This window comes from Agrobacterium sp. 16-2014-1-2a, from assembly GCF_053522705.1.
Map to the genome: position 1 here is coordinate 760,770 of NZ_JBNWBX010000001.1, position 23,399 is coordinate 784,168.

Annotated in this window: 22 protein-coding genes; 12 read left to right on the plus strand and 10 right to left on the minus strand. The window is 59.2% G+C overall.

All coding sequences use genetic code 11. From position 1 onward, the window contains the following. The first annotated feature begins 206 nt into the window (after positions 1 to 206). The 7 genes from ACQZ45_RS03840 (at position 207) to ACQZ45_RS03870 (ending at position 8,630) form a co-directional block, all read left to right on the plus strand. Positions 207 to 1,376 (plus strand): LptF/LptG family permease, encoded by a 1,170-nt coding sequence (locus tag ACQZ45_RS03840; RefSeq protein ID WP_003512402.1) that lies wholly within the window; start codon positions 207 to 209, stop codon positions 1,374 to 1,376. Beyond that, positions 1,373 to 2,461 carry an LPS export ABC transporter permease LptG gene (gene lptG, locus ACQZ45_RS03845; RefSeq protein WP_003512400.1) on the plus strand — a complete coding sequence of 363 codons (1,089 nt, stop codon included), beginning with the start codon at positions 1,373 to 1,375 and terminating at the stop codon, positions 2,459 to 2,461. The genes ACQZ45_RS03840 and lptG overlap by 4 nt, the downstream gene beginning before the upstream one ends. Then, the gene (locus tag ACQZ45_RS03850) at positions 2,461 to 4,842 is read left to right on the plus strand and encodes an LPS-assembly protein LptD (RefSeq protein ID WP_003512398.1); all 2,382 of its coding nucleotides are present in this window, start codon (positions 2,461 to 2,463) and stop codon (positions 4,840 to 4,842) included. The genes lptG and ACQZ45_RS03850 overlap by 1 nt, the downstream gene beginning before the upstream one ends. Positions 4,843 to 5,139: 297 nt before the next feature. After that, complete coding sequence (locus ACQZ45_RS03855) at positions 5,140 to 6,087, plus strand: SurA N-terminal domain-containing protein (RefSeq protein ID WP_013635843.1); 948 nt, start codon at positions 5,140 to 5,142, stop codon at positions 6,085 to 6,087. A gap of 19 nt (positions 6,088 to 6,106) precedes the next feature. Beyond that, complete coding sequence (gene pdxA / locus ACQZ45_RS03860) at positions 6,107 to 7,129, plus strand: 4-hydroxythreonine-4-phosphate dehydrogenase PdxA (RefSeq protein WP_065688186.1); 1,023 nt, start codon at positions 6,107 to 6,109, stop codon at positions 7,127 to 7,129. After that, positions 7,129 to 7,959, plus strand: a complete 831-nt coding sequence (gene rsmA / locus ACQZ45_RS03865) for a 16S rRNA (adenine(1518)-N(6)/adenine(1519)-N(6))-dimethyltransferase RsmA (RefSeq protein WP_003512392.1) — start codon at positions 7,129 to 7,131, stop codon at positions 7,957 to 7,959. Before pdxA ends, rsmA begins: the two co-directional genes overlap by 1 nt. 56 nt (positions 7,960 to 8,015) lie before the next feature. After that, complete coding sequence (locus tag ACQZ45_RS03870; protein WP_113291448.1) at positions 8,016 to 8,630, plus strand: alpha/beta hydrolase; 615 nt, start codon at positions 8,016 to 8,018, stop codon at positions 8,628 to 8,630. 27 nt (positions 8,631 to 8,657) lie between these two features. On the opposite strand, the gene gmk is transcribed toward ACQZ45_RS03870, so the two are convergent. From gmk to fabD, 7 genes are all read right to left on the minus strand, one after another. After that, positions 8,658 to 9,320 carry a guanylate kinase gene (gene gmk, locus ACQZ45_RS03875; protein ID WP_003512388.1) on the minus strand — a complete coding sequence of 221 codons (663 nt, stop codon included), beginning with the start codon at positions 9,318 to 9,320 and terminating at the stop codon, positions 8,658 to 8,660. A 4-nt stretch (positions 9,321 to 9,324) separates the two neighbouring features. Further along, on the minus strand, positions 9,325 to 10,212 hold the full coding sequence (locus ACQZ45_RS03880) for a YicC/YloC family endoribonuclease (protein WP_025592973.1): 888 nt from the start codon (positions 10,210 to 10,212) through the stop codon (positions 9,325 to 9,327). 68 nt (positions 10,213 to 10,280) lie between these two features. Further along, positions 10,281 to 11,501, minus strand: coding sequence for an endolytic transglycosylase MltG (mltG, locus tag ACQZ45_RS03885; RefSeq protein ID WP_003512383.1), 1,221 nt, complete (start codon positions 11,499 to 11,501; stop codon positions 10,281 to 10,283). Between the two features lie 365 nt (positions 11,502 to 11,866). Next, positions 11,867 to 13,129: a beta-ketoacyl-ACP synthase II gene (gene fabF / locus ACQZ45_RS03890; RefSeq protein WP_025592969.1), complete on the minus strand. Its 1,263-nt coding sequence runs from the start codon at positions 13,127 to 13,129 to the stop codon at positions 11,867 to 11,869. 246 nt (positions 13,130 to 13,375) lie between these two features. Beyond that, positions 13,376 to 13,612: an acyl carrier protein gene (locus ACQZ45_RS03895; protein ID WP_003502080.1), complete on the minus strand. Its 237-nt coding sequence runs from the start codon at positions 13,610 to 13,612 to the stop codon at positions 13,376 to 13,378. Positions 13,613 to 13,962: 350 nt separating this feature from the next. Next, positions 13,963 to 14,700, minus strand: a complete 738-nt coding sequence (fabG, locus tag ACQZ45_RS03900; RefSeq protein WP_003512379.1) for a 3-oxoacyl-[acyl-carrier-protein] reductase — start codon at positions 14,698 to 14,700, stop codon at positions 13,963 to 13,965. A gap of 99 nt (positions 14,701 to 14,799) precedes the next feature. Further along, positions 14,800 to 15,744, minus strand: coding sequence for an ACP S-malonyltransferase (fabD, locus tag ACQZ45_RS03905; RefSeq protein WP_025592965.1), 945 nt, complete (start codon positions 15,742 to 15,744; stop codon positions 14,800 to 14,802). A gap of 222 nt (positions 15,745 to 15,966) precedes the next feature. Here fabD and ACQZ45_RS03910 point away from each other — a divergent pair, with 222 nt between their 5' ends. The 5 genes from ACQZ45_RS03910 to rplI all read left to right on the plus strand — a co-directional run bounded on the left by ACQZ45_RS03910 (position 15,967) and on the right by rplI (position 19,778). Then, positions 15,967 to 17,010, plus strand: coding sequence for an aldo/keto reductase (locus tag ACQZ45_RS03910; RefSeq protein ID WP_025592963.1), 1,044 nt, complete (start codon positions 15,967 to 15,969; stop codon positions 17,008 to 17,010). A 291-nt stretch (positions 17,011 to 17,301) separates the two neighbouring features. Beyond that, positions 17,302 to 17,763: a 30S ribosomal protein S6 gene (gene rpsF, locus ACQZ45_RS03915; RefSeq protein WP_003512373.1), complete on the plus strand. Its 462-nt coding sequence runs from the start codon at positions 17,302 to 17,304 to the stop codon at positions 17,761 to 17,763. 13 nt (positions 17,764 to 17,776) lie between these two features. Next, entirely contained in the window at positions 17,777 to 18,025 is a 249-nt protein-coding gene (rpsR, locus tag ACQZ45_RS03920) for a 30S ribosomal protein S18 (RefSeq protein ID WP_003496832.1), read from the plus strand. 188 nt (positions 18,026 to 18,213) lie between these two features. Beyond that, positions 18,214 to 19,188, plus strand: coding sequence for a YybS family protein (locus ACQZ45_RS03925; protein WP_025592960.1), 975 nt, complete (start codon positions 18,214 to 18,216; stop codon positions 19,186 to 19,188). Positions 19,189 to 19,202: 14 nt separating this feature from the next. Continuing rightward, positions 19,203 to 19,778, plus strand: coding sequence for a 50S ribosomal protein L9 (rplI, locus tag ACQZ45_RS03930; protein WP_003512362.1), 576 nt, complete (start codon positions 19,203 to 19,205; stop codon positions 19,776 to 19,778). Positions 19,779 to 20,035: 257 nt separating this feature from the next. Here rplI and ACQZ45_RS03935 read toward each other — a convergent pair whose 3' ends face one another. The 3 genes from ACQZ45_RS03935 to ACQZ45_RS03945 are packed head-to-tail and all read right to left on the minus strand — an operon-like array spanning position 20,036 to position 23,274. Next, positions 20,036 to 21,103, minus strand: a complete 1,068-nt coding sequence (locus ACQZ45_RS03935; RefSeq protein WP_003512361.1) for an HlyD family secretion protein — start codon at positions 21,101 to 21,103, stop codon at positions 20,036 to 20,038. Between the two features lie 18 nt (positions 21,104 to 21,121). Further along, the gene (locus tag ACQZ45_RS03940; RefSeq protein ID WP_003512360.1) at positions 21,122 to 22,822 is read right to left on the minus strand and encodes an MFS transporter; all 1,701 of its coding nucleotides are present in this window, start codon (positions 22,820 to 22,822) and stop codon (positions 21,122 to 21,124) included. Further along, complete coding sequence (locus ACQZ45_RS03945; RefSeq protein WP_003512359.1) at positions 22,819 to 23,274, minus strand: MarR family winged helix-turn-helix transcriptional regulator; 456 nt, start codon at positions 23,272 to 23,274, stop codon at positions 22,819 to 22,821. Before ACQZ45_RS03945 ends, ACQZ45_RS03940 begins: the two co-directional genes overlap by 4 nt. Positions 23,275 to 23,399: the final 125 nt, after the last annotated feature.

Below are 23,399 nucleotides of genomic sequence, written 5' to 3' on the forward strand. Positions count from 1 at the left end.
TTCGCTAAAGGAAAGGCATTTTTGTGGAATGGCCGATCGCGTCATGAAACCGACAGCTTGTTCCACAAAAAGACACAGGCGGTGGAAAAATCATCGTGCAAAACATATTTGTGAGCGTGCCGGAATAGCCAATTGCAAACGATGCGATTAGATAGGCGGAAATCCGGCGAGCGATCGCGCAGAAAAACAATGTCGACAAGGGCAGTATGAAGCTTCTCGAGAACTATATCCTGCGACGGACAACGCAGATGTTTCTGGTCGCGCTGCTGCCGGTGCTGGCCATCATCTGGACCATCCAGGTTCTCCAGAGAATCAACCTCGTCACCGATACCGGCCAGTCGATGGGCTCTTTCATGGCGCTGGCGACGATGATCCTGCCAACGCTGATCCCCGTCGTGTTGCCTTTCGCCCTCGTCATCGGCATCACCCAGACATTCACGGCGATGAACAACGATTCCGAGCTTGCCATCATCGATGCGGCCGGATCGTCGCGCTCTGTGATGTTTCGCCCGGTTATCATTCTGGCTGCCGTTCTAAGTGCGCTTTCCTTCACCATCACCAACTTCATCGAGCCGCCTGCCCGAAATTCGGCCAGGCAGATGGTGGCGGCTGCCTATGCCGACCTCCTCTCGTCGGTGATCGAGGAAAAGACCTTCCGCGCCGTTCAGGACGGCCTCTATGTGCAGATCGCCCAGCGTCAGGGCCGTATCCTCAAGGGCCTGTTCGTCGCCGACCGCCGCGATCCCAATTTCGATCTTATCTATTACGCCAAGGAAGGCATGATCGATGAAAGCGGCACGTCGCTGACGATGCGCGACGGCGAAGTCCAGCAGAAAACACCTGATGGCAAGGTCTCCATCGTCAAGTTCCTGTCCTATGCCTTCGACCTTTCGACCATGTCGGAAAAGCAGACTTCCGAACCGTCGCTTTCTCCGGGCGATGCGAGCCTCGGTTTCCTTCTCTCGCCAGACGAGAACAACGCGAGTTACAAGCGGTCTCCCGAAAGCTTCCGCAGTGAGTTGCACAAGCGCCTGTCGGACTGGATGTTCGCCTTCGCCTTCGCACTGATATCGCTGGTCATAGCCGCTGATGCGCGCTCGCATCGTGAAGCGCGGATGCATCCGATGGTCGCTGCGCTGGTGACGGCCTTCATGCTGCGCTGGCTCGGTTTTTACGTCACCAACCAGGTCAAGCAGAGCGCGGCCTTCATTCCGCTGGTCTATGCCGTGCCGGGCCTCAGCGGTGCCGCCGCCGCCTTTATTCTCATCACGGGTCGCAAGCCGAGAATGCCGAAGATCATCGCGGATACGGCCAGCCGTCTGCGCCGTCTTTTCTCCAGCCGGCTGGCGCGAAGCTCGGGGAGCGGTAACGCATGATTTTCAGCACCCTCGCCCGGTATTTCCTCAAACGGTATCTGATCACGGCCATCTGGTTCCTGCTCGGCGTATCGGCAATTATCTATCTTGCCGATTTCAGCGAAACGGCGCGGCGCATGTCCAGCGTGCCAGGCTATTCTGTTCCAGGCGCACTTGGCCTCACCGCGCTTCGCCTGCCGCTGATCCTGCAGCAGACTATTCCCTTCATCGCGCTCTTCGTCGGCATGACGACGCTGATCTCGCTCAACCGGCGTTACGAGCTCGTCGTCACGCGTGCGGCAGGCGTCTCCGCCTGGCAATTCATCCTTCCTTTTGTCCTTGGTGCGGTCTTTCTTGGAATCCTGTCCGTCCTCGTCCTCAACCCTATCGCCGCCTGGGGGCAAAACCAGTCGCTGTCGATGGAAGCGGGCTGGCGTAACGAAGGCAGCGGCGGCCGCCAGCAGGACATCATTCCCTGGATGCGCCAGTCGAGCGGCGGCCAGGATACGATCATCGGCGCCAAGAGCTTCGAAGACAACGGGACCATGCTTCTCGACGTGGTTCTGATACACCTCGACAAGGCCGGCAACATCGTCTCCCGGCAGGACGCGAAGTCGGCAAAGTTGGAAGATGGTTACTGGCTTCTTAACGGCGTCGCGGAAACCCGCGCGGGACATGTGCCAGTTCGGCAAGAGAGCACGCGGATCAGTACCAATCTGAGACGGGAATTCGTTCAGGAACGTATGACGCAGACGGAAACCGTTGCTTTCTTTGATCTTTCTCACAAGATCGAAGTTGCAAAGTCTTTTGGACTGTCTTCGAAAGCGCTTGAGACGCAGTATCATTTCCTGCTATCGACGCCCCTGCTTCTGGTTGCGATGACCTTGATCGCCGCGACAGTTTCATTAAAGTTCAGCCGCTTCGCCCAGTCGCGCTCCGTGATTCTGGGTGGAATCGTTTCCGGCTTCGTGCTTTATGTAGTAACCGTGCTCGTAAGGGCATTCGGGAGTGGTGGCGTTGTCCCTCCCACCGTCGCGGTCTGGGTTCCAGTCATCGTGGCGTTGGCTTTGGGGGCAACCATTCTGCTTCATCAGGAGGACGGCTAGTGGCGGTATATGACCGCGGGAATATCAGGCGGCTTTGGACGGCCCTTCTGACAGGTGCCGCTGTGTGCGCATATTTGGCATCCAGCCCGGTCGCTTTCGGCCAGGGTGGTTTGCTTGCGCCCGGAAGCCAAGACGATTCGAAACTCCTGCTTACGGCAAATGAACTGACCTATAATCGCGATTCCCAGCGGGTCATCGCGAAGGGTGTGGTTCGCATGCATTATTCGGGCTACCGTATGGTGGCCCAGCAAGTGGAATATAATCAGCAGACGGGCCGCGTGATTGCGCACGGCAACATCGAGCTGATCGAGCCCGGCGGCAACAAGATCTATGCCGACGAGATGGATGTCACTGACGATTTCGGTCAGGGCTTCGTCAATGCGCTGCGCGTCGAGACCCCGGACAATACCCGCATCGCGGGTGAAAGTGCCGAACGGCTCGAAGGCGACCGCATGGTCCTCAATAACGGCGTCTATACCGCCTGTTTGCCCTGCGCCGAACGGCCCGAAAAGGCGCCGCTGTGGCAGGTCAAGGCTGAACGTGTCATTCAGGACGGCAAGACCCATACGATCCGGCTGGAAAAAGCCCGCTTGCAGCTTTTCGGCCATTCGATCGCCTATGTGCCGTTCCTGACGGTTCCAGACAATACGGTGAAGCGGAAGTCGGGTTTCCTCTTCCCGCAAATGAGCATTACCGACAACCTCGGTTTCGGCATCGGCGTGCCCTATTTCCAGGTTCTGTCCGACACCTCGGATGTGACCGTTACCCCGACCTATTACACGACGCAGGGTCTGCTTCTGCAGGCGGAACTGCGCCAGCGTTTCGAAACCGGCATGCACACCGTGACCGTCGCCGGCATCAGCCAGCTGAAGTCCGATACATTTACTGCCGGAACCAGTGACGCCCTCAACGACAATCGCGGCATGATTGCCAGCAAGGGTAACTTCTCCATCAATCCGCGCTGGGCGTTCGGTTGGGATGCCATGGTGCAGACCGACAACAACTTTTCGCGCACCTATGGGCTGAAGGGTTACAAGAACGACGTCCAGACCAATCAGATCTATTTGGCTGGCGCAGGCGAGCGGAACAGCTTCGATGCCCGCGGCTATTATTTCAACGTTCAGGATACGGACAACAACGAATCCAACGAACGCAAGCAGGCCATCGTTCATCCGGTTGTCGACTACCGTTATTTCGTACCGGATCCGATCTATGGCGGCGAACTTTCGCTGACCACCAACCTGACCAGCATCACCCGCCAGAAACAGGATGCCTACGCGCTTGGAGGCTATTCGCGGTTCAACGGGCTTGAAGGAAACTACACGCGCCTTTCCACCGAAGCCGAATGGAAGCGCACCTTCACGATGGATAGCGGCCTGCAGATCACGCCGATCCTTGCCGCCCGTGGTGATGCGCTGTGGACGGATATGTCGGCGGCAAGCTTTACATCGGGTGGCACGTCCTATGCCTATCAGGGCATGATGCAGGACGATGCGGCGTTGCGAGGTATGGTAACCGGCGGCCTGGAAGTGCGTTACCCCTGGCTGTTCACGGCGCTTAACAGCAACCACGTGATCGAGCCGATTGCGCAGATTTTTGTGCGTCCGAACGAACAATATGCCGGCCGCTTCCCCAACGAAGATTCGCAGGCTTTCGTGTTCGACGCGACCAACCTGTTCGAACGTGACAAGTTCTCCGGTTTCGACCGGATCGAGGGCGGCACGCGCGCAAACATCGGTCTGCGCTACAACGGCACATTCGACAATGGCTACGGCATTCGCGCCATTGCCGGTCAGTCTTTCCACCTGGCGGGCGACAATTCTTTCGCCTCCTACGATCTCGTCAATGTCGGCGCGAATTCCGGTCTCGAATCCGACCGCTCGGATTACGTCGCCATGGCAGCCTTCGATGCGCCAATCGGTCTTTCGCTGTCGTCGAGCCTGCGCTTCGACAAGGACAATCTCGAGATCAACCGTTCCGAGACAGGCGTCAGCTATTCGGACCGCCGCCTCACCGGCAAGCTCAGCTATACGCAGGTCAAGGCGCAGCCGCAGTACGGCTACAATGAAGACCGCGATATCGTTCAGGCGTCCGGTACACTGCGCATGGACGACAACTGGTCGCTGTTCGGCTCGATCAACTACGATCTGAACGGAAAATTTGCCGCCGAGCGCCGTATTGGCATCGCCTATCAGGATGAATGCACGATCTTGACGGTCAGCTACTCCGACGAGGGCAATATCAATTCCAGCCGGCAGGCCGCCAATGACTGGTCGATCAATGCCCGTCTGGCATTCCGCACGCTCGGCGATGTCAGCATAGGCTCCGCAAACGAGGACTGGGCCGATATGGATATCGGCTGGAAACCGAACAATTACTGAGTTTAAAGGCAGGCCATACAGCATCGTGGCCTGCCTTTTTGCCATCCAGCCAGTAAAAGTCACGGTTTTGCCGCAACAACGCGCCAGGGTTCGTCCGGTATAGAACCATCGGGTTTCTTTCAACAAACCGACACATTGCCGTCTTGCAGATCGCGATGATATATACGTGGCAAATTCGCGGTGCGGATGCACAGGTGCAGATCTGAAAAGCCGGGGTAAGGAATATTCCCCATTGGCAGACAGAACAGATTGGCGGGACGGGGAAACAGACCCCCGCCCGACGAAAGGGAGAAGGATATGATGAATTTCGGAAAGACGGCTTTGCGTGGCGCTGCTTTCGCCTTTGCGATATTCGCCGTTCCCATGGCCGTTGCGCCCTTTGCCAGCCAGGCCTTCGCCGACAGCACGGTCAAGATCGTCGTCAACAAGACCCCCATCACCAACGACGATATTGCCAGGCGTGTCGCCTTTCTGAAGTTGCAGCGTCAATCCGGCAATCTCGCCGAAAAGGCACGCGAGCAGCTGGTTGATGAGGCGCTAAAGCGCGAAGAAATCGGCCGTGTGAAAATGTCGGTCAGCACCCAAGAAGTCGATGCGGCTTTTGCGCGCTTTGCTGCAAACAACAAGATGAACCCGCAACAGCTGACGCAGATCCTCTCCAAGGCCGGTGTCGGCGCCGACCACTTCAAAGCCTTCATTGCCGTGCAGATGAGCTGGCCGCGCCTTGTGAACGCCCGTTATGGTGCGCGTGGCAAGATGTCTAACCAGGACCTCGTCACCCGCCTGAGGGAACGCGGCGACAAGCCGGTAACGACGGAATATTTCCTGCAACAGGTGATCTTTGTCATTCCGGAATCGAAGCGTAATGCCATCACCGGCAAGCGCAAGGCCGAGGCTGAAGCCTCGCGCAAGCGTTATCCCGGCTGCGACCAGGCCATGACTTTCGCGGCCACCATGCGGGACGTGGCGATCAAGGATCTTGGACGGATTCTGGCGCCCGAACTGCCGGAAGAGTGGAAGCCTCTCGTGGAAAAGACCAAGGAAGGCGGCACCACAGGAACACGCGTGACCGAAAAGGGCGTCGAATATCTGGCAATCTGCAAGCAGCGTCAGGTTTCCGACGATTACGCAGCGGAAATGGTGTTCAAGTCCGAAGACCTGATGAAGGCCAAGGGTGGCGAAAACCCGAACGAGAAGAAATATATGGATGAGCTGCGCAAGAAGGCGCAGATCGTCAACACCTGATACGAGAGCCGGCCTTTCCGTGACACATGCATCCCTGCCGCTTGCCCTGACACAGGGAGATCCAGCCGGTATCGGCCCTGATATCGCCATTGCCGCCTGGGCCAACCGCCGGGAGAACGGCGTGGCGCCATTCATCTTCATCGGCGATCCCGATGTGGTGGCGAGCCGTGCGGCGCTGCTTGGCATACCGGTCAATATCGAGACCTGCGAAGCGGCGGATGCCGTCGGCGTGTTCGACCGTGCTTTTCCCGTTCTTCCTCTTCCCGTCGGTTTCGAGGTTCAGGCCGGCCAGCCGCATGTCGGAGCCGCTCATGCGACGATCAAGGCGATCGAGCTCGCCGTTGCCTTGACGGTCGAGGGCAAGGCTTCCGCCGTCGTCACCAATCCGATTGCGAAATCCGTGCTTTACGAAGCAGGCTTCGGTTTTCCCGGTCACACGGAATTTCTCGCCGATCTGGCTTTGCGCCTGACCGGCAAACAGGTGATGCCGGTGATGATGATTGCCGGACCCAAGGTCCGCGTCGTGCCGGTAACGATCCATATCCCAGTAAAAGACGTGCCTTCGGCGCTGACGGAAGAGCTGATCGTTACGACCTGCCGCATTATCGATGCTGATCTGCGGCAGAAATTCGGCATTGAAGCACCACGACTGGCGGTCGCCGGTCTCAATCCGCACGCGGGTGAAGATGGGGCATTGGGCACGGAGGACCGCGATGTGGTTCACCCTGCGACCATACGGTTGCGGAAAGACGGGATCGACGCTTTCGGCCCACTGCCCGCCGATACGATGTTCCACGATGCCGCCCGCAGGCGCTATGATGTCGCCGTCTGCATGTATCACGATCAGGCCCTTATCCCGGCCAAGGCGCTTGGCTTTGACGATTCCGTCAATGTCACGCTCGGCCTGCCCTTCATCCGGACCTCGCCCGACCACGGCACCGCCTTCGGCATCGCCGGCCAGGGCATTGCCAGCGAAACGAGCCTTGTCGCAGCGCTGAAGATGGCGGCGGAGATTTCTCTTCGCAGCCGGGTCGGCGCATAATGGCCGCCATTGACGGATTGCCGCCGCTACGCGATGTCATTCAGCGCCATGGGCTAGACGCTAAGAAGTCGCTCGGGCAGAACTTCCTGTTCGATCTCAACCTCACCCAGAAGATCGCCCGAACCGCTGGGCCGCTTGACGGCGTGACGGTCATTGAGGTTGGCCCCGGGCCTGGCGGCCTCACCCGCGCCATTTTATCGCTCGGTGCCAAAAAGGTTATCGCCATTGAGCGGGACAGCCGCTGCCTGCCGGCACTTGCGGAGATCGAAGCGCATTATCCCGGACGTCTTGAGGTCATCGAGGGTGATGCGCTGAAGACCGATTTCGAGGGTTTGGTTCCCGCTGGCGAACCGGTGCGGATCATTGCCAACCTGCCTTACAATGTCGGCACGCAATTGCTGGTCAACTGGCTGCTGCCGAAAGAATGGCCGCCTTTCTGGCTCTCCATGACGCTGATGTTCCAGAAGGAAGTCGGCCAGCGCATCGTGGCAGAAGAAGGCGACAACCATTACGGCCGCCTTGGCGTTCTCGCCGGCTGGCGCACGGTTTCGGAAATGGCCTTCGACGTCCCGCCGCAGGCCTTCAGCCCACCGCCTAAGGTTACCTCGACGGTCGTGCATCTGCTGCCAAAGGAAAAGCCGCTGCCCTGCGATGTCGCGAAGCTCGAAAAGGTAACGGAAGCCGCCTTCGGCCAACGCCGCAAGATGCTGCGCCAGAGCGTGAAAAGCCTTGGCGGTGAAGTTCTGCTGGAAAAGGCAGGCATTGACGCGACACGACGGGCTGAGACGCTGTCGGTCGAGGAATTTGTGACGCTGGCGAACTGCCTGTAATTGAAGGCGACGTTTCGGCACTTCTAACGCGGGTGAAAGAATTAGGGGACAAGCGCGTGGAGAGTGCCGGTTTTCACTACAAGCTCCACATGCCCGTCGGATCGCCTGATTGCGCGGTCGTGTTGCTACACGGTTCGGGAAGAACGGAGGAAGATCTCGCTTCGTTTGGCCGTGCCGTTTTTCGCAACGGCATTCTGTATGCTCCGAGAGGCATTGTGCCATGGGAAAATGGCTTTGCGTTTTTTCGCAGAAAGCCCGACAGACAACTCGATATCGACGACCTGAAACATCAAGCCGCCGGGCTTTGCCGGTTTATCGAATTCGTATTTCAGCAGACAGGGCAAAGACCCTTTCTCGTGGGATATTCAAACGGTGCGATCATCGCGGCTGAAACAATCTGCCAGAATCGTCATCTGTCGAGGGGTGCAATTCTGCTTCGACCACTATCCCCACGCAATAACGAGCATTTTCCGAAGCTCACCGGATATCCTGCGCTTCTGCTTGCAGGTGCGCATGATGAGCGGCGGCATCGCGATGATGCGCCCCATTTGGCCGATCAATTTTCGACTGCGGGCGCGGATGTGGTACTGGAGACACTCGACACAGGCCACGGCTGGGCAGCAGACGCGGCAGACGAGCGCCTGTCCCGGCAATGGCTACGTCAGCATTAGAGATAACACGCCGCTTTAACTGCCAAATCAGAGCTGCGGTTCTTCTGCAAGCAGTCCGCGCACGAAATCGAACATGCCGTGGCGGCGGTCGCGGCGCACACGTTCGGCCTTCACTATCGCTTCTACGGCCTCGAAGGCCGCCTGCAGGTCGTCGTTGAGGATGACGTAGTCGTAATCGCGCCAGTGCTCGATCTCGGCGCGGGAATTGAGAAGCCGGGTCTGGATCACCGCTTCGGTGTCTTCGGCGCGGCGGTGCAGGCGCGATTGCAGCTCGGTCATGGTTGGCGGCAGGATGAAGATCGACACGACGTCGGCCTTCATCTTGTCCTGAAGCTGTTCGGCGCCCTGCCAGTCGATGTCGAACAGCATGTCGCGTCCGGCCGCCATCGCCACTTCCACCGGCTCGCGCGGCGTGCCGTAAAAATTGCCGTGAACCTCGGCCCATTCCAAAAGCTCATCGCTGTCACGCAGGCGCTCGAAGTCGCGCTTGGAGATGAAGTGGTAGTGGATGCCTTCAATCTCGCTCTGGCGGCGCGGGCGCGTCGTCACGCTGACGGACAGGCTGATGTTCTTGTCCTTGTCGAGCAGGTTGCGCGCTATCGTGGATTTACCAGCGCCCGATGGCGATGAAATCACCAGCATCAGCCCTCTGCGGGCAATCGTAACAGGGGAATTGTTCACCGGAACCATGGGTCTACTCCAGATTTTGGACCTGCTCGCGGAACTGGTCGATAACCACTTTCAGCTCTATGCCTGCTGCGGTTACCGCACTGGCGTTCGATTTGGAACAGATTGTATTCGACTCGCGGTTAAATTCCTGTGCAAGAAAATCGAGCTTGCGGCCAACTGGCCCGCCATGAGCCAAAAGTTCGCGCGATGCCTGGACATGTGCGTGTAGCCGGTCGACCTCTTCGCGCAGATCCGCCTTGGTAGCGATCAGTGCGGCCTCGGCGTGCAGACGGTCGCGATCGAGCCCGTGCATGCCATCGCCAATAAGGGCAATCTGCTGGGCAAGCCTTGCAGCGATCTGTTCCGGCTGGCGGGAAGGATCGTTTTCGATGAGGTTCACGAGTTGCTCGATCCTGTCGATCTGCCCGGAAAGGATGACAAACAGGGACGCCCCTTCCCGCTCGCGCATGTCCTTCAGCTTCTCAACGGCGGCGGCAAAGCCCGCAAGCACGTCGGCGTTGCGCGCGGCCTGCGCCTCGGCATCATCTTCCGCCTCGCGAAAATCGACGAGCCCGCGCAGCGACAGTAGCGTATCGAAGCTCAGCGGCTTGTCGTCGACGACGTCGCCCAGTTCTTCCTTGAGAGCGAGAACTGCGGCAAGAGCATCGCGGTTGATCACCGCCTCCAGCCGGTTTTCCGCAATCGCCAGCGTCAATCCCGCCTGAATATTGCCACGGGAAAGATGCTGTGCCGCGATTTCCCGTAGGCCCGTTTCCAGCGCTTCCAGACCGTTTGGCAGGCGCAGGCGCACATCGAGCCCCTTGCCGTTCACCGAGCGCAATTCCCACGCCCAGCGGTAACGGCCGGAGGTTCCTTCGCTGCGCGCGAACCCGGTCATCGATTGCAATGTCATATTCAGAAAGCCCCCATCATGCCGTGCAAAAAACCGGGCCTCGCGATGACAAAGCCCGGTCAGAACTATCAGTTATTGGCCGGTTTTTCCGCCTCGGTGCCGCCGGGCTGACCATCCACGACAACATCGGGATTGGCGCCAGAAGCCGCTTTTTCGGCCTCAATCTTGCGCCAGCGGCGCACATTGGCGTTATGTTCGTCCAGCGTCTTTGCAAACACATGGCCGCCGGTGCCATCGGCAACAAAGTAGATGTCATCGGTGCGCCACGGGTTGGCAACCGCCTCGAGTGCGGCCCGGCCCGGATTGGCGATGGGAGACGGTGGCAGGCCTTTGATGACATAGGTGTTAAACGGCGTCTGCTTTTGCAGGTCCGACTGGTAGATCGGACGGTCGGACGGTTTGCCGTCGCCGCCGAAGAGACCGTAGATGATCGTCGGGTCGGATTGCAGGCGCATGCCCTTCTTCAGCCGGTTGTAGAACACCGAAGCGACATGGGCGCGCTCGTCGTCCTTGCCGGTTTCCTTCTCCACGATCGAGGCGAGCGTCACGAATTCTTCGACCGTCTTGATCGGCAGATCGGGGTCACGACGTTCCCAGATCATGTCGATCAGCTTCTCCTGCGCCGCGCTCATCTGGTTGATGATTTCCTCACGCTTCGTACCACGGGTAAAGCGATAGGTATCGGGGCGAAGGCTGCCTTCCGGCGGCAGGGTGGCGGGCAATTCGCCATCCAGCACCTCGTCGGCGGCAAGCCGCGCGAACATCTGCTTGACGGTCAGACCTTCCGGCAACGATACGGAATAAAGGATCGATTTGCCCGACTCCAAGAGCATCATGATATCCTTCATCGATGCGCCGGCCTTGATTTCGTATTCGCCCGCCTTCAGCGTCTGGTCCTTTTGCAGGTAGCTGCCCGTCATCAGGCGGAAGACACGGGCATTGGATACGACGTCATTGCGCTCGAGATTATTGGCGATCTCGATGAGGCCTGCGCCGTTGCGCACCGTGAAATGTGTGTTCGTCTGAAGCGGACCGGGCTCCTGGAACGCATTGATCATGTAATAGAAGGCTGCGACAGCAAGCACACAGACGGCAACCGCAAGCGTCATCAGAAAATTCAGGAAGATCACCAGCTGGCCATGGGCCTTGCGGGAGCGCTTCGGTGGAGCCGGCACTTTTTCCGGCCGAAGCGCTTCGGTCGGGGATTTCGGGATGATCGGGCCGCGATTGCCCTCACCCGCGCCGTCTCGTCCGTATGGTCCCTGGCTGTTCTGGTTCGTGTCGCTCACCGTCGGTCCTTTTCAGTTCGGCGTTGTCAGCGCTTTTTGCGCAGGTAATGCGGCAAAAACAGGTTCGGAATGCCTTCCTGCACCACATAGAGACATCGTGAAGACCTCATTGTCCTCCTTCACGAATCGTCGTTTCCGGCAAAGCCGGTCAAGGAAAGCCATCTGCGGCGGGAAATTCACCCGCAGCAGGAAATCATTCCGAAACCGGCAAACCGTCTTCCGTAAACGACTACAATATCGGCGCGAAAATCGAAATGGCTTTCGCAAGCCGCAATGCGTTCTTCAAAGAAGAGCGCTCTCAGGCACCCGGCGGGAGGGAGCCGCACCGCTTTAGGCGGTTTGCGGCGCCGGGTTTTCGTCGTGATTTATGCTTCGTAGCGACGCAGTACGAGGGAGGCGTTGGTGCCGCCAAACCCGAAGGAGTTCGACAAGGCGACGTTGACCTGCCTCTTGCGCGACTTGTGCGGCACCAGATCGATCTTCGTCTCCACGTCGGGATTGTCGAGGTTCAGCGTCGGCGGAACGATGTTGTCGCGGATCGCAAGCGTGGCGAAAATCGCCTCGATAGCGCCAGCTGCTCCGAGAAGATGGCCGGTGGCCGACTTTGTGGAAGACATGGAAATCTTCGACGCCGCGTCACCAACCAGCCGCTCGACCGCACCAAGCTCGATCGTATCGGCCATGGTGGAGGTGCCGTGGGCGTTGATGTAGTCGATATCGTCAGGCGTGAGGCCGGCGCGCTTCAGCGCCATTGCCATGCAGCGGTAGGCGCCATCGCCATCTTCAGACGGTGCGGTGATGTGATAGGCATCACCGGAAAGGCCGTAACCGACGACTTCGGCATAAATCTTTGCGCCGCGGGCCTTGGCATGTTCCAGCTCTTCCAGAACGACGATGCCGGCACCTTCGCCCATGACGAAACCGTCACGGTCGCGGTCATAGGGACGCGATGCCTTCTGCGGATCGTCATTATGCTGGGTGGAAAGCGCCTTGCAGGCGGCAAAGCCGGCAAGCGCGATGCGGCAGACCGGCGATTCGGCACCACCTGCGACCATGACCTCGGCATCGCCGAACGCAATCATCCTGGCAGCATCGCCGATGGCATGCGCACCGGTCGAGCAAGCCGTCACTACGGCGTGGTTCGGACCGCGCAGCTTGTGACGGATGGAAACGTGGCCGGAAACCAGATTGATCAGACGGCCGGGAATGAAAAATGGAGAAATGCGGCGGGGGCCCTTGTCGCGCAGCGTATAACCCGCCTCGACAATACCTTCCAGACCGCCGATGCCGGAGCCGATCAGAACGCCCGTGGCGATCTGGTCTTCGTCCGTTTCGGGATGCCAGCCGGCGTCCGCAAGCGCCATGTCGGCAGCGGCCACACCGAAAAGGATGAACGGATCGATCTTGCGCTGCTCTTTGAGTTCCATCCAGTCGTCGGCATTGAACGTGCCGTTGGAGCCATCGCCGACGGGAATGCGACAGGCAATCTTTGCGGGCAAGTCTTCGACTTCGAACTCAGTCACGAGACGGGCACCGTTCTGGCCGGCAAGCAGCCGTTCCCAGGTGATTTCCGTTCCGCATCCAAGAGGAGATACCATGCCGGTACCGGTGATAACGACACGCCTCATCGCCAACGCTCCGCCCTTATCCAAATCATCGGTCTTTTTGCAACGCCACACACCATGGAATGGCGGGAACAGGCGCTGCGCCATTTTGAATGTCCGCATAATCTTCCGCAGGCCGGAGCCGGTTCGGAAACTTATGCATTCGTCAGGACGCACGTCTTTCGGGCGCGTTCTGTTTCACGATAAAATATTGGCCCGGACAAGCCGGGCCAAGACGGGAGGTTGTTACACCTCCCCAATACAGGTCGATCAGGCCTGGGCCTTCTCGATGAACTTGACAGCGTCGCCAACAGTCAGGATCGAGTCAGCTGCGTCGTCTGGGATCTCGACGCCGAATTCTTCTTCGAAAGCCATGACCAGTTCAACGGTATCGAGCGAATCAGCGCCCAGATCGTCAATGAAGCTTGCGCCTTCAACAACTTTGTCGGCGTCGACGCCCAGATGATCAATTACAATTTTCTTTACGCGTTCTGCGATATCGCTCATGTCGGTTTCCTCGACCTTTATTTTGAAGGGAATGCCTTACGGCACCCTGCCCTGTTAGAAGCCCTCATGCGCCGTTCAAATCCGGCACTGCTGGCAAACCCGTTCAACCCGGTCCAAGCTAGACATCGTCGCGCAAAATCGCAACGGCTTCCTGTCTCTCCGGGACGACTGTTCACAGTCTTGGCCCGATTAACACGGTTTCAACCGGTCGAAAAGCCTGAAAACGCGCTAAGCACAACGTATGACAGGCAATTTCGCCGGAAACCGGCATGGAGGGTCTTGCGGCGCCCGACACCAAACAAGGTGCAGAAACAGCGCCGCAATCGTTTCAAGACGCCTTTCAGGTGGCGTCAGATCATCGCCATGCCGCCATTGACGTGCAAGGTCTGGCCGGTCATGTAGGCAGCTTCATTGGAAGCCAGATAAAGTACGGCCGAAGCGACTTCGGCGCCCGTTCCCATGCGCTTCATGGGAATGGCACCCATGATGGCGTCTTTCTGCTTGTCGTTCAGCTTGCCGGTCATCGCGCTTTCGATGAAGCCGGGCGCCACGCAGTTGACGGTGACGTTGCGGGTGGCGATTTCCTGTGCCAGCGACTTCGAAAAACCGATCATGCCGGCCTTGGAGGCGCAATAGTTCGCCTGGCCGGGATTGCCGGTGACGCCGACGATGGAGGTGATGTTGATGATGCGGCCGAAACGGCGGCGCATCATCGGATGCGTCAGTTCACGCGTCAGACGGAACATCGCGGTCAGGTTCACCTCGATGACGTTGTCCCAGTCCTCGTCGCTCATGCGCACGAACAGGCCGTCCTTGGTAATCCCGGCATTGTTGACAAGAATGTCGACGCCTTCCAGCTCGGCCTCGGCCTTTTCGCCCAGCGCCTTGACCTCGGCACGATCGGCAAGGTTGGCCGGGAAAATCTTGACGCGGTCGCCAAGTTCCGCCGCCAGGGCTTCGAGCTTTTCAACGCGCGTGCCGTGCAGGCCGACGGTTGCGCCCTGGCTGTGCAGAAGGCGGGCGATTTCCTCGCCAATGCCGCCGGTCGCGCCGGTTACGAGAGCCTTGCGGCCTGTCAGATCAAACATGTTCCGTTCCTTCTTTAGAGCAATTCCGCAAAAGCCTTTTAGCGAAATCGCATCGGGAATTACCGTAAAACAAAAAGCCGATGCGGGGCGAAGCCCGTCTCAGCCGATAAGAGTGGCGAGAAGCTGGTCGATATCGGCAGCGCCGTTGACGGCAACGCCGTTCACCGTCTTGTCGATGCGACGGGCAAGACCCGTCAGCACCTTGCCGGAGCCGATCTCGTAAAGCTGCGTTATATTGTTGGCGGCGAACCATTCCACCGTCTCGCGCCAGCGCACCTGGCCCGTCACCTGCTCGACCAGCAAAGCGGCGATCTCATTGGCGTCGGAAACCGGGGCGGCACGCACATTGGCGATAACAGGCACGACCGGATTATTCTTTTCGACAGCCGCCAGCGCCTCGCGCATGGCTTCCGCCGCCGGCGCCATCAGCGCTGAGTGGAAGGGCGCGGAAACAGGCAGCATGATGGCGCGCTTGGCGCCCTTTTCGGAAGCGATCGCAGCCGCCTTCTCGACAGCCGCCTTGCCGCCGGAAATGACCAGCTGGCCGCCGCCATTGTCGTTGGCGATCTGGCAGACGCCGAGAATGGAAGCCTCTTCACAGATTGCCGAAACAGCATCGTGCTCCAGCCCGATGATCGCTGCCATCGCGCCCTCGCCCACCGGCACGGCAGCCTGCATGGCATTGCCGCGGATGCGGAGAAGCCGTGCGGTATCGGCAATCGAGAAGGTGCCGGCAGCACAGAGCGCGGAATATTCACCGAGCGAATGGCCAGCGACATAAGAAACGGCGTCGGAGAGCTTCAGACCCCGCGCTTCCAGAACCCGCATGACCGCCATGGACACCGCCATGAGCGCCGGCTGGGCATTGGCCGTCAGCGTCAGCGTTTCTTCCGGGCCATTCCACATGATGTCGGAAAGCTTCTGGCCGAGCGCGTCATCGACCTCCTGGAACACAGCCCGTGCTTCCGGATAGGTATCGGCGAGTTCCTTGCCCATGCCGATGGCTTGGCTTCCCTGACCGGGAAATGTGAATGCAATACCCATGGGATGTGGTCCTTCTTGTCTGGCCTTGCCTTTATTCTTTTCGACTTCCATTCACATTCCGGCCTGCGGAGTCAAGGCTTGAAGCCCTTCGGCACCCCATCGACGCGGTTTTGCCGATCTATTTTCCCCTTTCTTTTCATCATATTTTTTCTTGCACTGCGGCAATTCCCCATTACTTTCATGCCACCTTTCAAATATCTGGCCAAGCACCGGGACATTTCCATGAAACAGAGACTATTGGGCCGCACGGGCATTTCCGTGTCCGAAATTTGCCTTGGCACAATGACGTGGGGCACGCAGAACACTGAAGCCGAAGCGCATGCGCAGATGGATTACGCGCTGGAGAACGGCGTCAATTTCTTCGATACTGCCGAGCTTTACCCCACCACCCCCGTTTCCGCCGAAACGCAGGGACGGACGGAAGACTATATCGGCACATGGTTCGAAAAGACCGGCAAGCGTGACCAGGTCGTGCTCGCCACCAAGGTCGCCGGTTCCGGGCGTGACTATATTCGCGGCGGGCGCGATATTGATGCGAGCGCCATCCGCGAGGCAGTAGATACCAGCCTCACGCGCCTGAAGACGGATTACATCGACCTCTATCAGATCCACTGGCCGAACCGCGGCACCTATCACTTCCGCGGCGCCTGGAGCTTTGATGCTTCCGGTCAGGAAAAGGAGCGCACGCTTGCCGAGATAACCGAAAAGCTCGACACGCTCGGCGAGCTGGTAAAGGCCGGCAAGATCCGCGCTATCGGCCTTTCCAACGAAAGCGCCTGGGGTACACAGAAATATATCGATATTGCCGAGGCCCGTGGCCTGCCGCGCGTCGCAACCATCCAGAACGAATATAACCTGCTCTATCGCAGCTTCGATCTCGACATGGCGGAAGTCGCGCATCACGAAGATGTCGGCCTGCTGGCCTACTCGCCGCTGGCGGCAGGGCTGCTCACGGGCAAGTATCAGAACGGCGCACGCCCTGCGGGCTCGCGCGGCACCATCAACAAGGACCTCGGCGGTCGCCTGCAGCCGCATCAGGAAGCGCCGGTCAAGGCCTATCTTGAGCTAGCCGCACAACACGGCCTCGATCCGGCACAGCTCGCCATCGCCTTCTGCCTGACACGCCCCTTCATGGCCTCCGCCATCATCGGCGCAACGACCATGGAGCAGCTGAAGGTGGATATCGCAGCAGCCGATGTGGCGCTATCGGAAGAGGTGCTGAAGGGTATTGCGGCGATCCATCGGCAATATCCGATGCCGATCTGACGACAGCGCAGCGCGCTTTTTCGCCTCCGGTCCTTGCATTCCGGGCAAAAATGGGTATAAGCGCGCTGTTCACAACACCCGGTCCAATTGGCTGGTGGCTGAACGGAGGGCTGGTTTCGGTAACGAAACAGCAGGAACCATAAGGTTTTTCCGGCCTCCCGTGTCTCCGCTCTCGACCGTCTCGAACAACGCTTTTCTTGCTTTAAGGCTTCGCAGCCTAACCAGGAGCAGTCGTTGAGGCTTAGCGCCGTTGCCGGGTGAAGGACGAAACGCAAGAAAGGCAAAGCTTAAATGGCTCTTTACGAACACATCTTCCTTGCCCGGCAGGATATTTCTGCCCAGCAGGTCGACGCACTTGTCGAGCAGTACAAGGGCGTTATCGAATCGTTCGGCGGTAAAGTCGGACGCGTCGAGAACTGGGGTCTGAAGTCCCTCACCTATCGCATCAAGAAGAACCGCAAGGCTCACTACGCTCTCATGGACATCGACGCTCCGGCGCCTGCGATCCACGAAATCGAGCGCCAGATGCGCATCAACGAAGACGTTCTTCGCTACATGACCATCGCCGTCGAAGCCCACGAAGAAGGCCCGTCCGCGATGATGCAGAAGCGCGACCGTGACGACCGTCCGCGCCGCGATGGCGACCGTCCGGATCGTGGCCCGCGTGAAGATCGTGGTCCCCGCGCACCGCGCGAAGGTGGCTTCGGCGACCGCGAAGACCGTCCGCGCCGTCCGCGCGAAGACCGTGCATAAGGAGAATTGACCAATGGCTGATACATCCTCTTCCCAGGCACGCCGCCCGTTCCACCGCCGTCGCAAGACGTGCCCCTTCTCCGGCGCAAACGCTCCAAAGATCGACTACAAGGACGTTCGTCTCCTGCAGCGCTACATTTCCGAGCGCGGCAAGATCGTTCCTTCCCGCATCACGGCCGTTTCCCAGAAGAAGCAGCGCGAACTCGCCCAGGCGATCAAGCGCGCCCGTTTCCTCGGCCTGCTGCCTTACGTCGTAGCGTAATGATTTGAAACGAGGCCGCGCTTTGGCGCGGCCTCGTCTTCCACGATGCAACTGACTTTTAATCAGTAGGTTGCGAGTTCAAATCCCTCCGCGTTGGGCGCGGATCGATACCATAAAACCCATGTTGGGGACGACGATCCTGATTGGAACGGTCCTCTAACTGCTCAAGTTTCCAGCAGGACAGCGAAGTGCAAAAGTTGAACCAGACAGTGCTGATCACCGGCGTTCTCGCCGGCATATGCGCCGCGTTTCTAACGCTTGGCGCAACGGCACAGTCGTCCTTTTCCTTCCTGCTTTACGCCGGTTCCGCCATGCCCATCTTCATCGCCGGCATGGGCTGGGGCAACCGCGCAGCCGTCGTTGCGATCATCACCACGGCTATCATCGGCGCGCTCGTCATATCGCCGCTTTTCTCGCTGACCATTGCGATCTTCACGCTGATCCCGGCGGGCTGGCTTTCGCATCTTGCCAATCTGGCGCGCCCGGCCTCGGAACTCGGCGGCCCGGATGACCTGCTTGCCTGGTATCCGCTGTCCGGCATCGTCCTGCATCTCTGCCTTCTGGTTTCGGTTGCCGTCGTCATTCTCGGCTGGATGATCGGTTACGGTCCCGATCTCGTCGCGCGCATGGTCGATCTGATGATGACCTCAGTGCAGAGCCGCGAACCGCTGTTCGAACCCAATGTCGAGGCACTGGCGCAGACGAAGTCGCTGCTGGTTCTGATGCTGCCGATCGTTCAGGGCGGCCTGTGGGTCATCCTTTTGTTTGCGGCGTATTATTTCGCGGCCCGGCTGGTCGGTTCCTTCGGCAAGGGTCTTCGCCCACGCGAGGACATTCCTTCCGCACTGCGCATGCACCGCAACGCCATCTTCGTTTTTCTCTGCGGCATCGTCGCCATGTTCTTCGGTGGCGTCGCCGCGATGGTCGGCGCAGTCGTCTGCGGCACCTTCGGCGCGGGCTTCCTGATGGCAGGTTACGCCTCGCTGCACAAACGCGCGCGTGGAAAGGACTGGCGTCTGCCGGTTCTCATCCTCGCCTATCTCTCGGCGGTCTTTGTCTTCCCGCTGCTTATCATTCTCGTTTTGGGATTGAGCGACGTGCGCAGCACGATCTCCCTCACCCCAACGCGGAAAACTGACAATACGAACGAAACCAACACATAGAAAGGATCAAGAAGATGGACGTTATTCTTCTCGAACGCATCAACAAGCTCGGCCAGATGGGCGAAACCGTAAAGGTTCGCGACGGTTACGCACGTAACTTCCTGCTGCCGCAGGGCAAGGCGCTGCGCGCCAACGCCGCCAACAAGACCCGTTTCGAAACCGAGCGCGCAACGCTTGAAGCCCGTAACCTCGAGCGCAAGTCGGAAGCCCAGAAGGTTGCCGAAGCACTCGAAGGCAAGTCCTTCATCGTCGTTCGCTCGGCTGGCGAAACCGGTCAGCTTTACGGTTCTGTTGCTGCTCGCGACGTCGTTGAAATCCTCGGCGCCGAAGGCTTCAACATCGGCCGCAACCAGGTTGAACTGAACACGCCGATCAAGACCATCGGCCTGCACAACGTTACCCTGCACCTGCACGCCGAAGTCGAGCTTCAGGTAGAGCTGAACGTTGCCCGTTCTGCCGAAGAAGCCGAGCGTCAGTCCAAGGGCGAAAGCCTCACCTCCGCCGACGCCATCTACGGCGTTGACGAAGACGCCCTGCGTCCGGAAGACTTCTTCGATCCGGAAGCTGACGGCAACGACGACGACGAATAAGATTTGGCCTTGTGGTCATAAGGAAAACCCCGGATGGCGACATCCGGGGTTTTTTTGGTTTTGTGACTGGAGTGTGCGGAGAGGTTACCCCCCCTCTGCCCTGCCGGGCATCTCCCCCACAAGGAGGGAGATCAGCCGGGCGATCCCACATCGCTAATAGCCGCAACGTTGAGGTTGTCGAGCGCAAGCCACAATTCGATCTCCACCCTTGTGGGGAGATGTCCGGCGGGAGAGAGGGGGGCCTCTAGATAGCCAGACTACCTCGCCGCCGTCTCCGCCCCCTCCGGCGCCACGCTCTTGTCCACATGCACGACCACCGACATGCCCGGCGACAGATCCGCTGCCAGCGGCTGGTCGGCGTCGATTGCGATGCGCACGCCGAGACGCTGGGCGATCTTCACGAAATTGCCGGTGGCATTGTCGGGCTTGATGACAGCGAATTCCGATCCCGTTGCGGGCGAGAACCGCTCGACGCGGCCGTTGAGCTTGCGGCGATGCAGGGCATCCACCGAGATCGTCACCGGCTGGCCGACCTGCATGCCCGCGAGCTGGGTTTCCTTGAAATTGGCGATGACCCAGACATCGTGCGGCACAACCGCCATCAACTGCGTTCCGGCTGTCACATACTGACCGGTGCGCACGCCGATTTCGCCGAGCCTGCCGTCCACCGGCGCGTGAATTTCGGTATTGTCGAGATCGATCCTGGCGAGTTCGACCGCAGCCTCGGCATTGGCGACAGCGGCCTGCAGGGAACTGCGGTTAACGATGATCGTCTGCAAATCCTGCCGCGAGACCTCAAGTGCCGCTTTCGCCTGCGAGAGCGATGCCCTCGCCTTTTCAAGCGCGGCATGCGCCTCTTCCTGCAGGCTGGAGGTGCCGGCACCGCTTTTGATGAGGTTGTCCTGACGGTCTGATGCCAGTTGCGCCTGTTTCAGAGATGCCTGCGCGCTATCGACAGCCGCCTCGCTGGAACGGATATTGGCGTTGGCGGCGTTTTCCTGCTGGCGGGAATTGTCCAATGCCGCCTTTTGCGTATCCAGCGCGGCTCCCGCCTGCGCCTGCTTCTGGCGGTAGATGCGGTCGTCTATCTTCGCCAGCAATGTGCCCTGTTTGACCTCCTGATAGTCCTTCACCGGCACATCCACGACATAACCGCTCACCTGCGGGCTCATCGTCGTCACGTAACCACGCACGAAGGCGTTGTCGGTCATTTCGACGGTGGAAAGGAATGGCGGCAGGCGCCATGCATAGAGCACCAGCGCGACGCCGGCGAGGCCACCGAGCAGAACGAGAATGGAAACGGGGGTAAAAATCTTCTTCAGCATATTATCACTCTTGGAGGTTCAAGACTGTGGCGCCGGCGCGGCATCGACATTGTCCCGGAAAAAGCGGGGACGGATGCGCAGCCATGCAAGGTGGAGCAAAAGCGCCATGAGCGCCAGCGCCGCAACGGTGGAAATCAACAGGAACGTATCGTTATAGGCGAGCACATAGGCTTCCTTGGTAACCTGCTGGCCAAGGAGGGAAAGCCCCTCGGCCTTTAGCAACGCCGGATCGGTGATGACGTGGCTGTAGGCGCCGGAAAGCTGCGACACGCGCTGGGCGACCAATGGGTTGGTGAGCAGGATATTTTCCACCAGAATATTGGAATGGAATTTTTCGCGCAGCGTCACGAAACTGCCGAGCAGCCCGGTCATCAACATCGATCCGGTGATCTGGGTGAACAGGAAGATGGTGATGAAATTCACCAGATAGGGGGCACCGCGCGCAAGTGCGGCAGCGAACCCCTTTGCCATAACGGGCGGCAGGAACATGGCCGCACCGAAGGCGATCATCATCTGGCTCAGATACATCTGCGCTGGCCGCGTCAGGTTGTTGGACTGGCTGTCCAGAAAAGCGCCGGCCGCAATCAGGGTAAGCGCAATCACATGAGCGGTATCGACATATTTCGTCAGCATCAGCCAGGCACAGGCCGCACCGCCAAGAACCGTCGCCAAAAGCACCAGAGCATAAAGCGTGATCGTCTGGTCGTTCAAAAGGCCAAGCTGCTGGTAGAAACTCACCGCCGTCGAGGATTGCTCGGAGGAAACTGCACGGTAGATGAGCAGGACCGCTATGACATGCAGGTTGGTTTTCGAAAAAATCCAGCGCAGGTCAAGCAGCGGGTTCTTGCGCGGCAACTCGATGACGACCATCAGCGTGAGAAGCGTGATCGACGTGGCCAGAAGCACGCCCAGCCACCATGTTTCGAACCACCAGTAAAACCGGCCAAGCGTGAGCATGACCGCAAGACAGCCAAGGCCACCCGCGAACAGAAGGTAGCTCAGAATATCCGTGCGCTCGATGACTTTCGCCCGCGGAGGCGGCGTGACTTTCAACAGGTAGATCAAGGCGAGCGAGATCAGCGCGAAGCCCATTTCCATCGTGTAAAGGGCATTCCAGCCGCCTATTTGCAGCAAGGAAGGCGAGACGATGCGCGCGAGCGGTGCAGACAGCAAGGTTCCGGTGAGTGCGATGCTGAAGCCCAGCGAGAATTTCCGCGCCGGCGGAAAGGCCTCCAGAATGTAGAGAAAGCCGAGCGAAGAAAGAGGCGCCGCCGCCATGCCGCTGAGGAAGCGGATGACGATCGCCGAATGCAGGTCTGTCACGAACAGGTTTAGGCAGGAGGCAACCACGAAGACGATGATCGAAAGTTCGGCAAAGGGCCGCAGGCCATATTGCGTTCGCACCTTGAACAGCGCGATGGAAAACGTGGCATAGGGGGCCATATAGGCGGCGGAGAGCCAGGCGACCTCAGCCACCGTGGCGGAAAATTCGCCCTGCAACTGGTATAGATTGGCCATGACGAGGTTCATGCCCAACCCTTGCGTGATGAAGAACGCCAGGCCCGCGAAGATGAAACACAGCCGCAGCCACACTGGCCGCTCCACCGGTTGAGGCGCGGCGGCCGCAGCAGCAGATTCCGGCACGTTCGCCGGCTTTACCGTAACGTCGGCATTTTCAGAGGCGGTCTCATCTGCCGTTTGCGGCACCACGGTACTCACGATTGCGCCCTCCCGCTTGCCAGATTTTGCAGATTGGCCGAAAGCCTGCGCATGACATCCAGCGCCATCGCCAGATCCTGCGAGGAAACATCGGCGGCGATTTCAGAACGGAGCGATTTTGCCACCGCCTGCACCGTTTCGGAGGTTTTCTCGCCCTCCTCCGTCATGTGGATGCGTTTGGCACGGCGGTCGGTTTCGTCGGAGCGGCGCTCGATGAGGTTCTGTTTCTCCATGCCGTCAAGCACGCGCACCAGCGTCGGCGTTTCGATTTCCATTTCCTCGGCAAGCTCCGTCTGGGTCAGCGGCCCACGTCGCGACAGCGCGAAAAGCGCACGCGCACGCGCCAAAGTCAGGCCGCTTTCCCCTACCCGCGCGTCAAAAAATGCGCGCAGCTTGCGGGTGAAGGCGGACACCTCGTCCAGAAGCTGTTCCTTGTCGGTTTCGCGGGACATGTCAGCAAGCCTTATAATTAGCACACTACTTATTTTCTGCCTATTTATTTGGAAGCCTGCCGATTTTCAAGTTTCTTTCACGTCGGGTCTGCCATGCGATAAACTCATGGCAGCGAATCACGTTG

Bases quoted from the DNA above. Each gene is read 5' to 3' on its own strand.
- rplI (WP_003512362.1), top strand. From the start codon at position 19,203: ATGGACGTTATTCTTCTCGAACGCATCAACAAGCTCGGCCAGATGGGC.
- ACQZ45_RS03910 (WP_025592963.1), top strand. From the start codon at position 15,967: ATGAAACAGAGACTATTGGGCCGCACGGGCATTTCCGTGTCCGAAATT.
- rpsF (WP_003512373.1), top strand. From the start codon at position 17,302: ATGGCTCTTTACGAACACATCTTCCTTGCCCGGCAGGATATTTCTGCC.
- ACQZ45_RS03895 (WP_003502080.1), bottom strand. From the start codon at position 13,612: ATGAGCGATATCGCAGAACGCGTAAAGAAAATTGTAATTGATCATCTG.
- fabG (WP_003512379.1), bottom strand. From the start codon at position 14,700: ATGTTTGATCTGACAGGCCGCAAGGCTCTCGTAACCGGCGCGACCGGC.
- ACQZ45_RS03935 (WP_003512361.1), bottom strand. From the start codon at position 21,103: ATGCTGAAGAAGATTTTTACCCCCGTTTCCATTCTCGTTCTGCTCGGT.
- ACQZ45_RS03840 (WP_003512402.1), top strand. From the start codon at position 207: ATGAAGCTTCTCGAGAACTATATCCTGCGACGGACAACGCAGATGTTT.
- lptG (WP_003512400.1), top strand. From the start codon at position 1,373: ATGATTTTCAGCACCCTCGCCCGGTATTTCCTCAAACGGTATCTGATC.
- gmk (WP_003512388.1), bottom strand. From the start codon at position 9,320: ATGGTTCCGGTGAACAATTCCCCTGTTACGATTGCCCGCAGAGGGCTG.
- ACQZ45_RS03945 (WP_003512359.1), bottom strand. From the start codon at position 23,274: ATGTCCCGCGAAACCGACAAGGAACAGCTTCTGGACGAGGTGTCCGCC.
- ACQZ45_RS03880 (WP_025592973.1), bottom strand. From the start codon at position 10,212: ATGACATTGCAATCGATGACCGGGTTCGCGCGCAGCGAAGGAACCTCC.
- fabF (WP_025592969.1), bottom strand. From the start codon at position 13,129: ATGAGGCGTGTCGTTATCACCGGTACCGGCATGGTATCTCCTCTTGGA.
- fabD (WP_025592965.1), bottom strand. From the start codon at position 15,744: ATGGGTATTGCATTCACATTTCCCGGTCAGGGAAGCCAAGCCATCGGC.
- rsmA (WP_003512392.1), top strand. From the start codon at position 7,129: ATGGCCGCCATTGACGGATTGCCGCCGCTACGCGATGTCATTCAGCGC.
- ACQZ45_RS03855 (WP_013635843.1), top strand. From the start codon at position 5,140: ATGATGAATTTCGGAAAGACGGCTTTGCGTGGCGCTGCTTTCGCCTTT.
- rpsR (WP_003496832.1), top strand. From the start codon at position 17,777: ATGGCTGATACATCCTCTTCCCAGGCACGCCGCCCGTTCCACCGCCGT.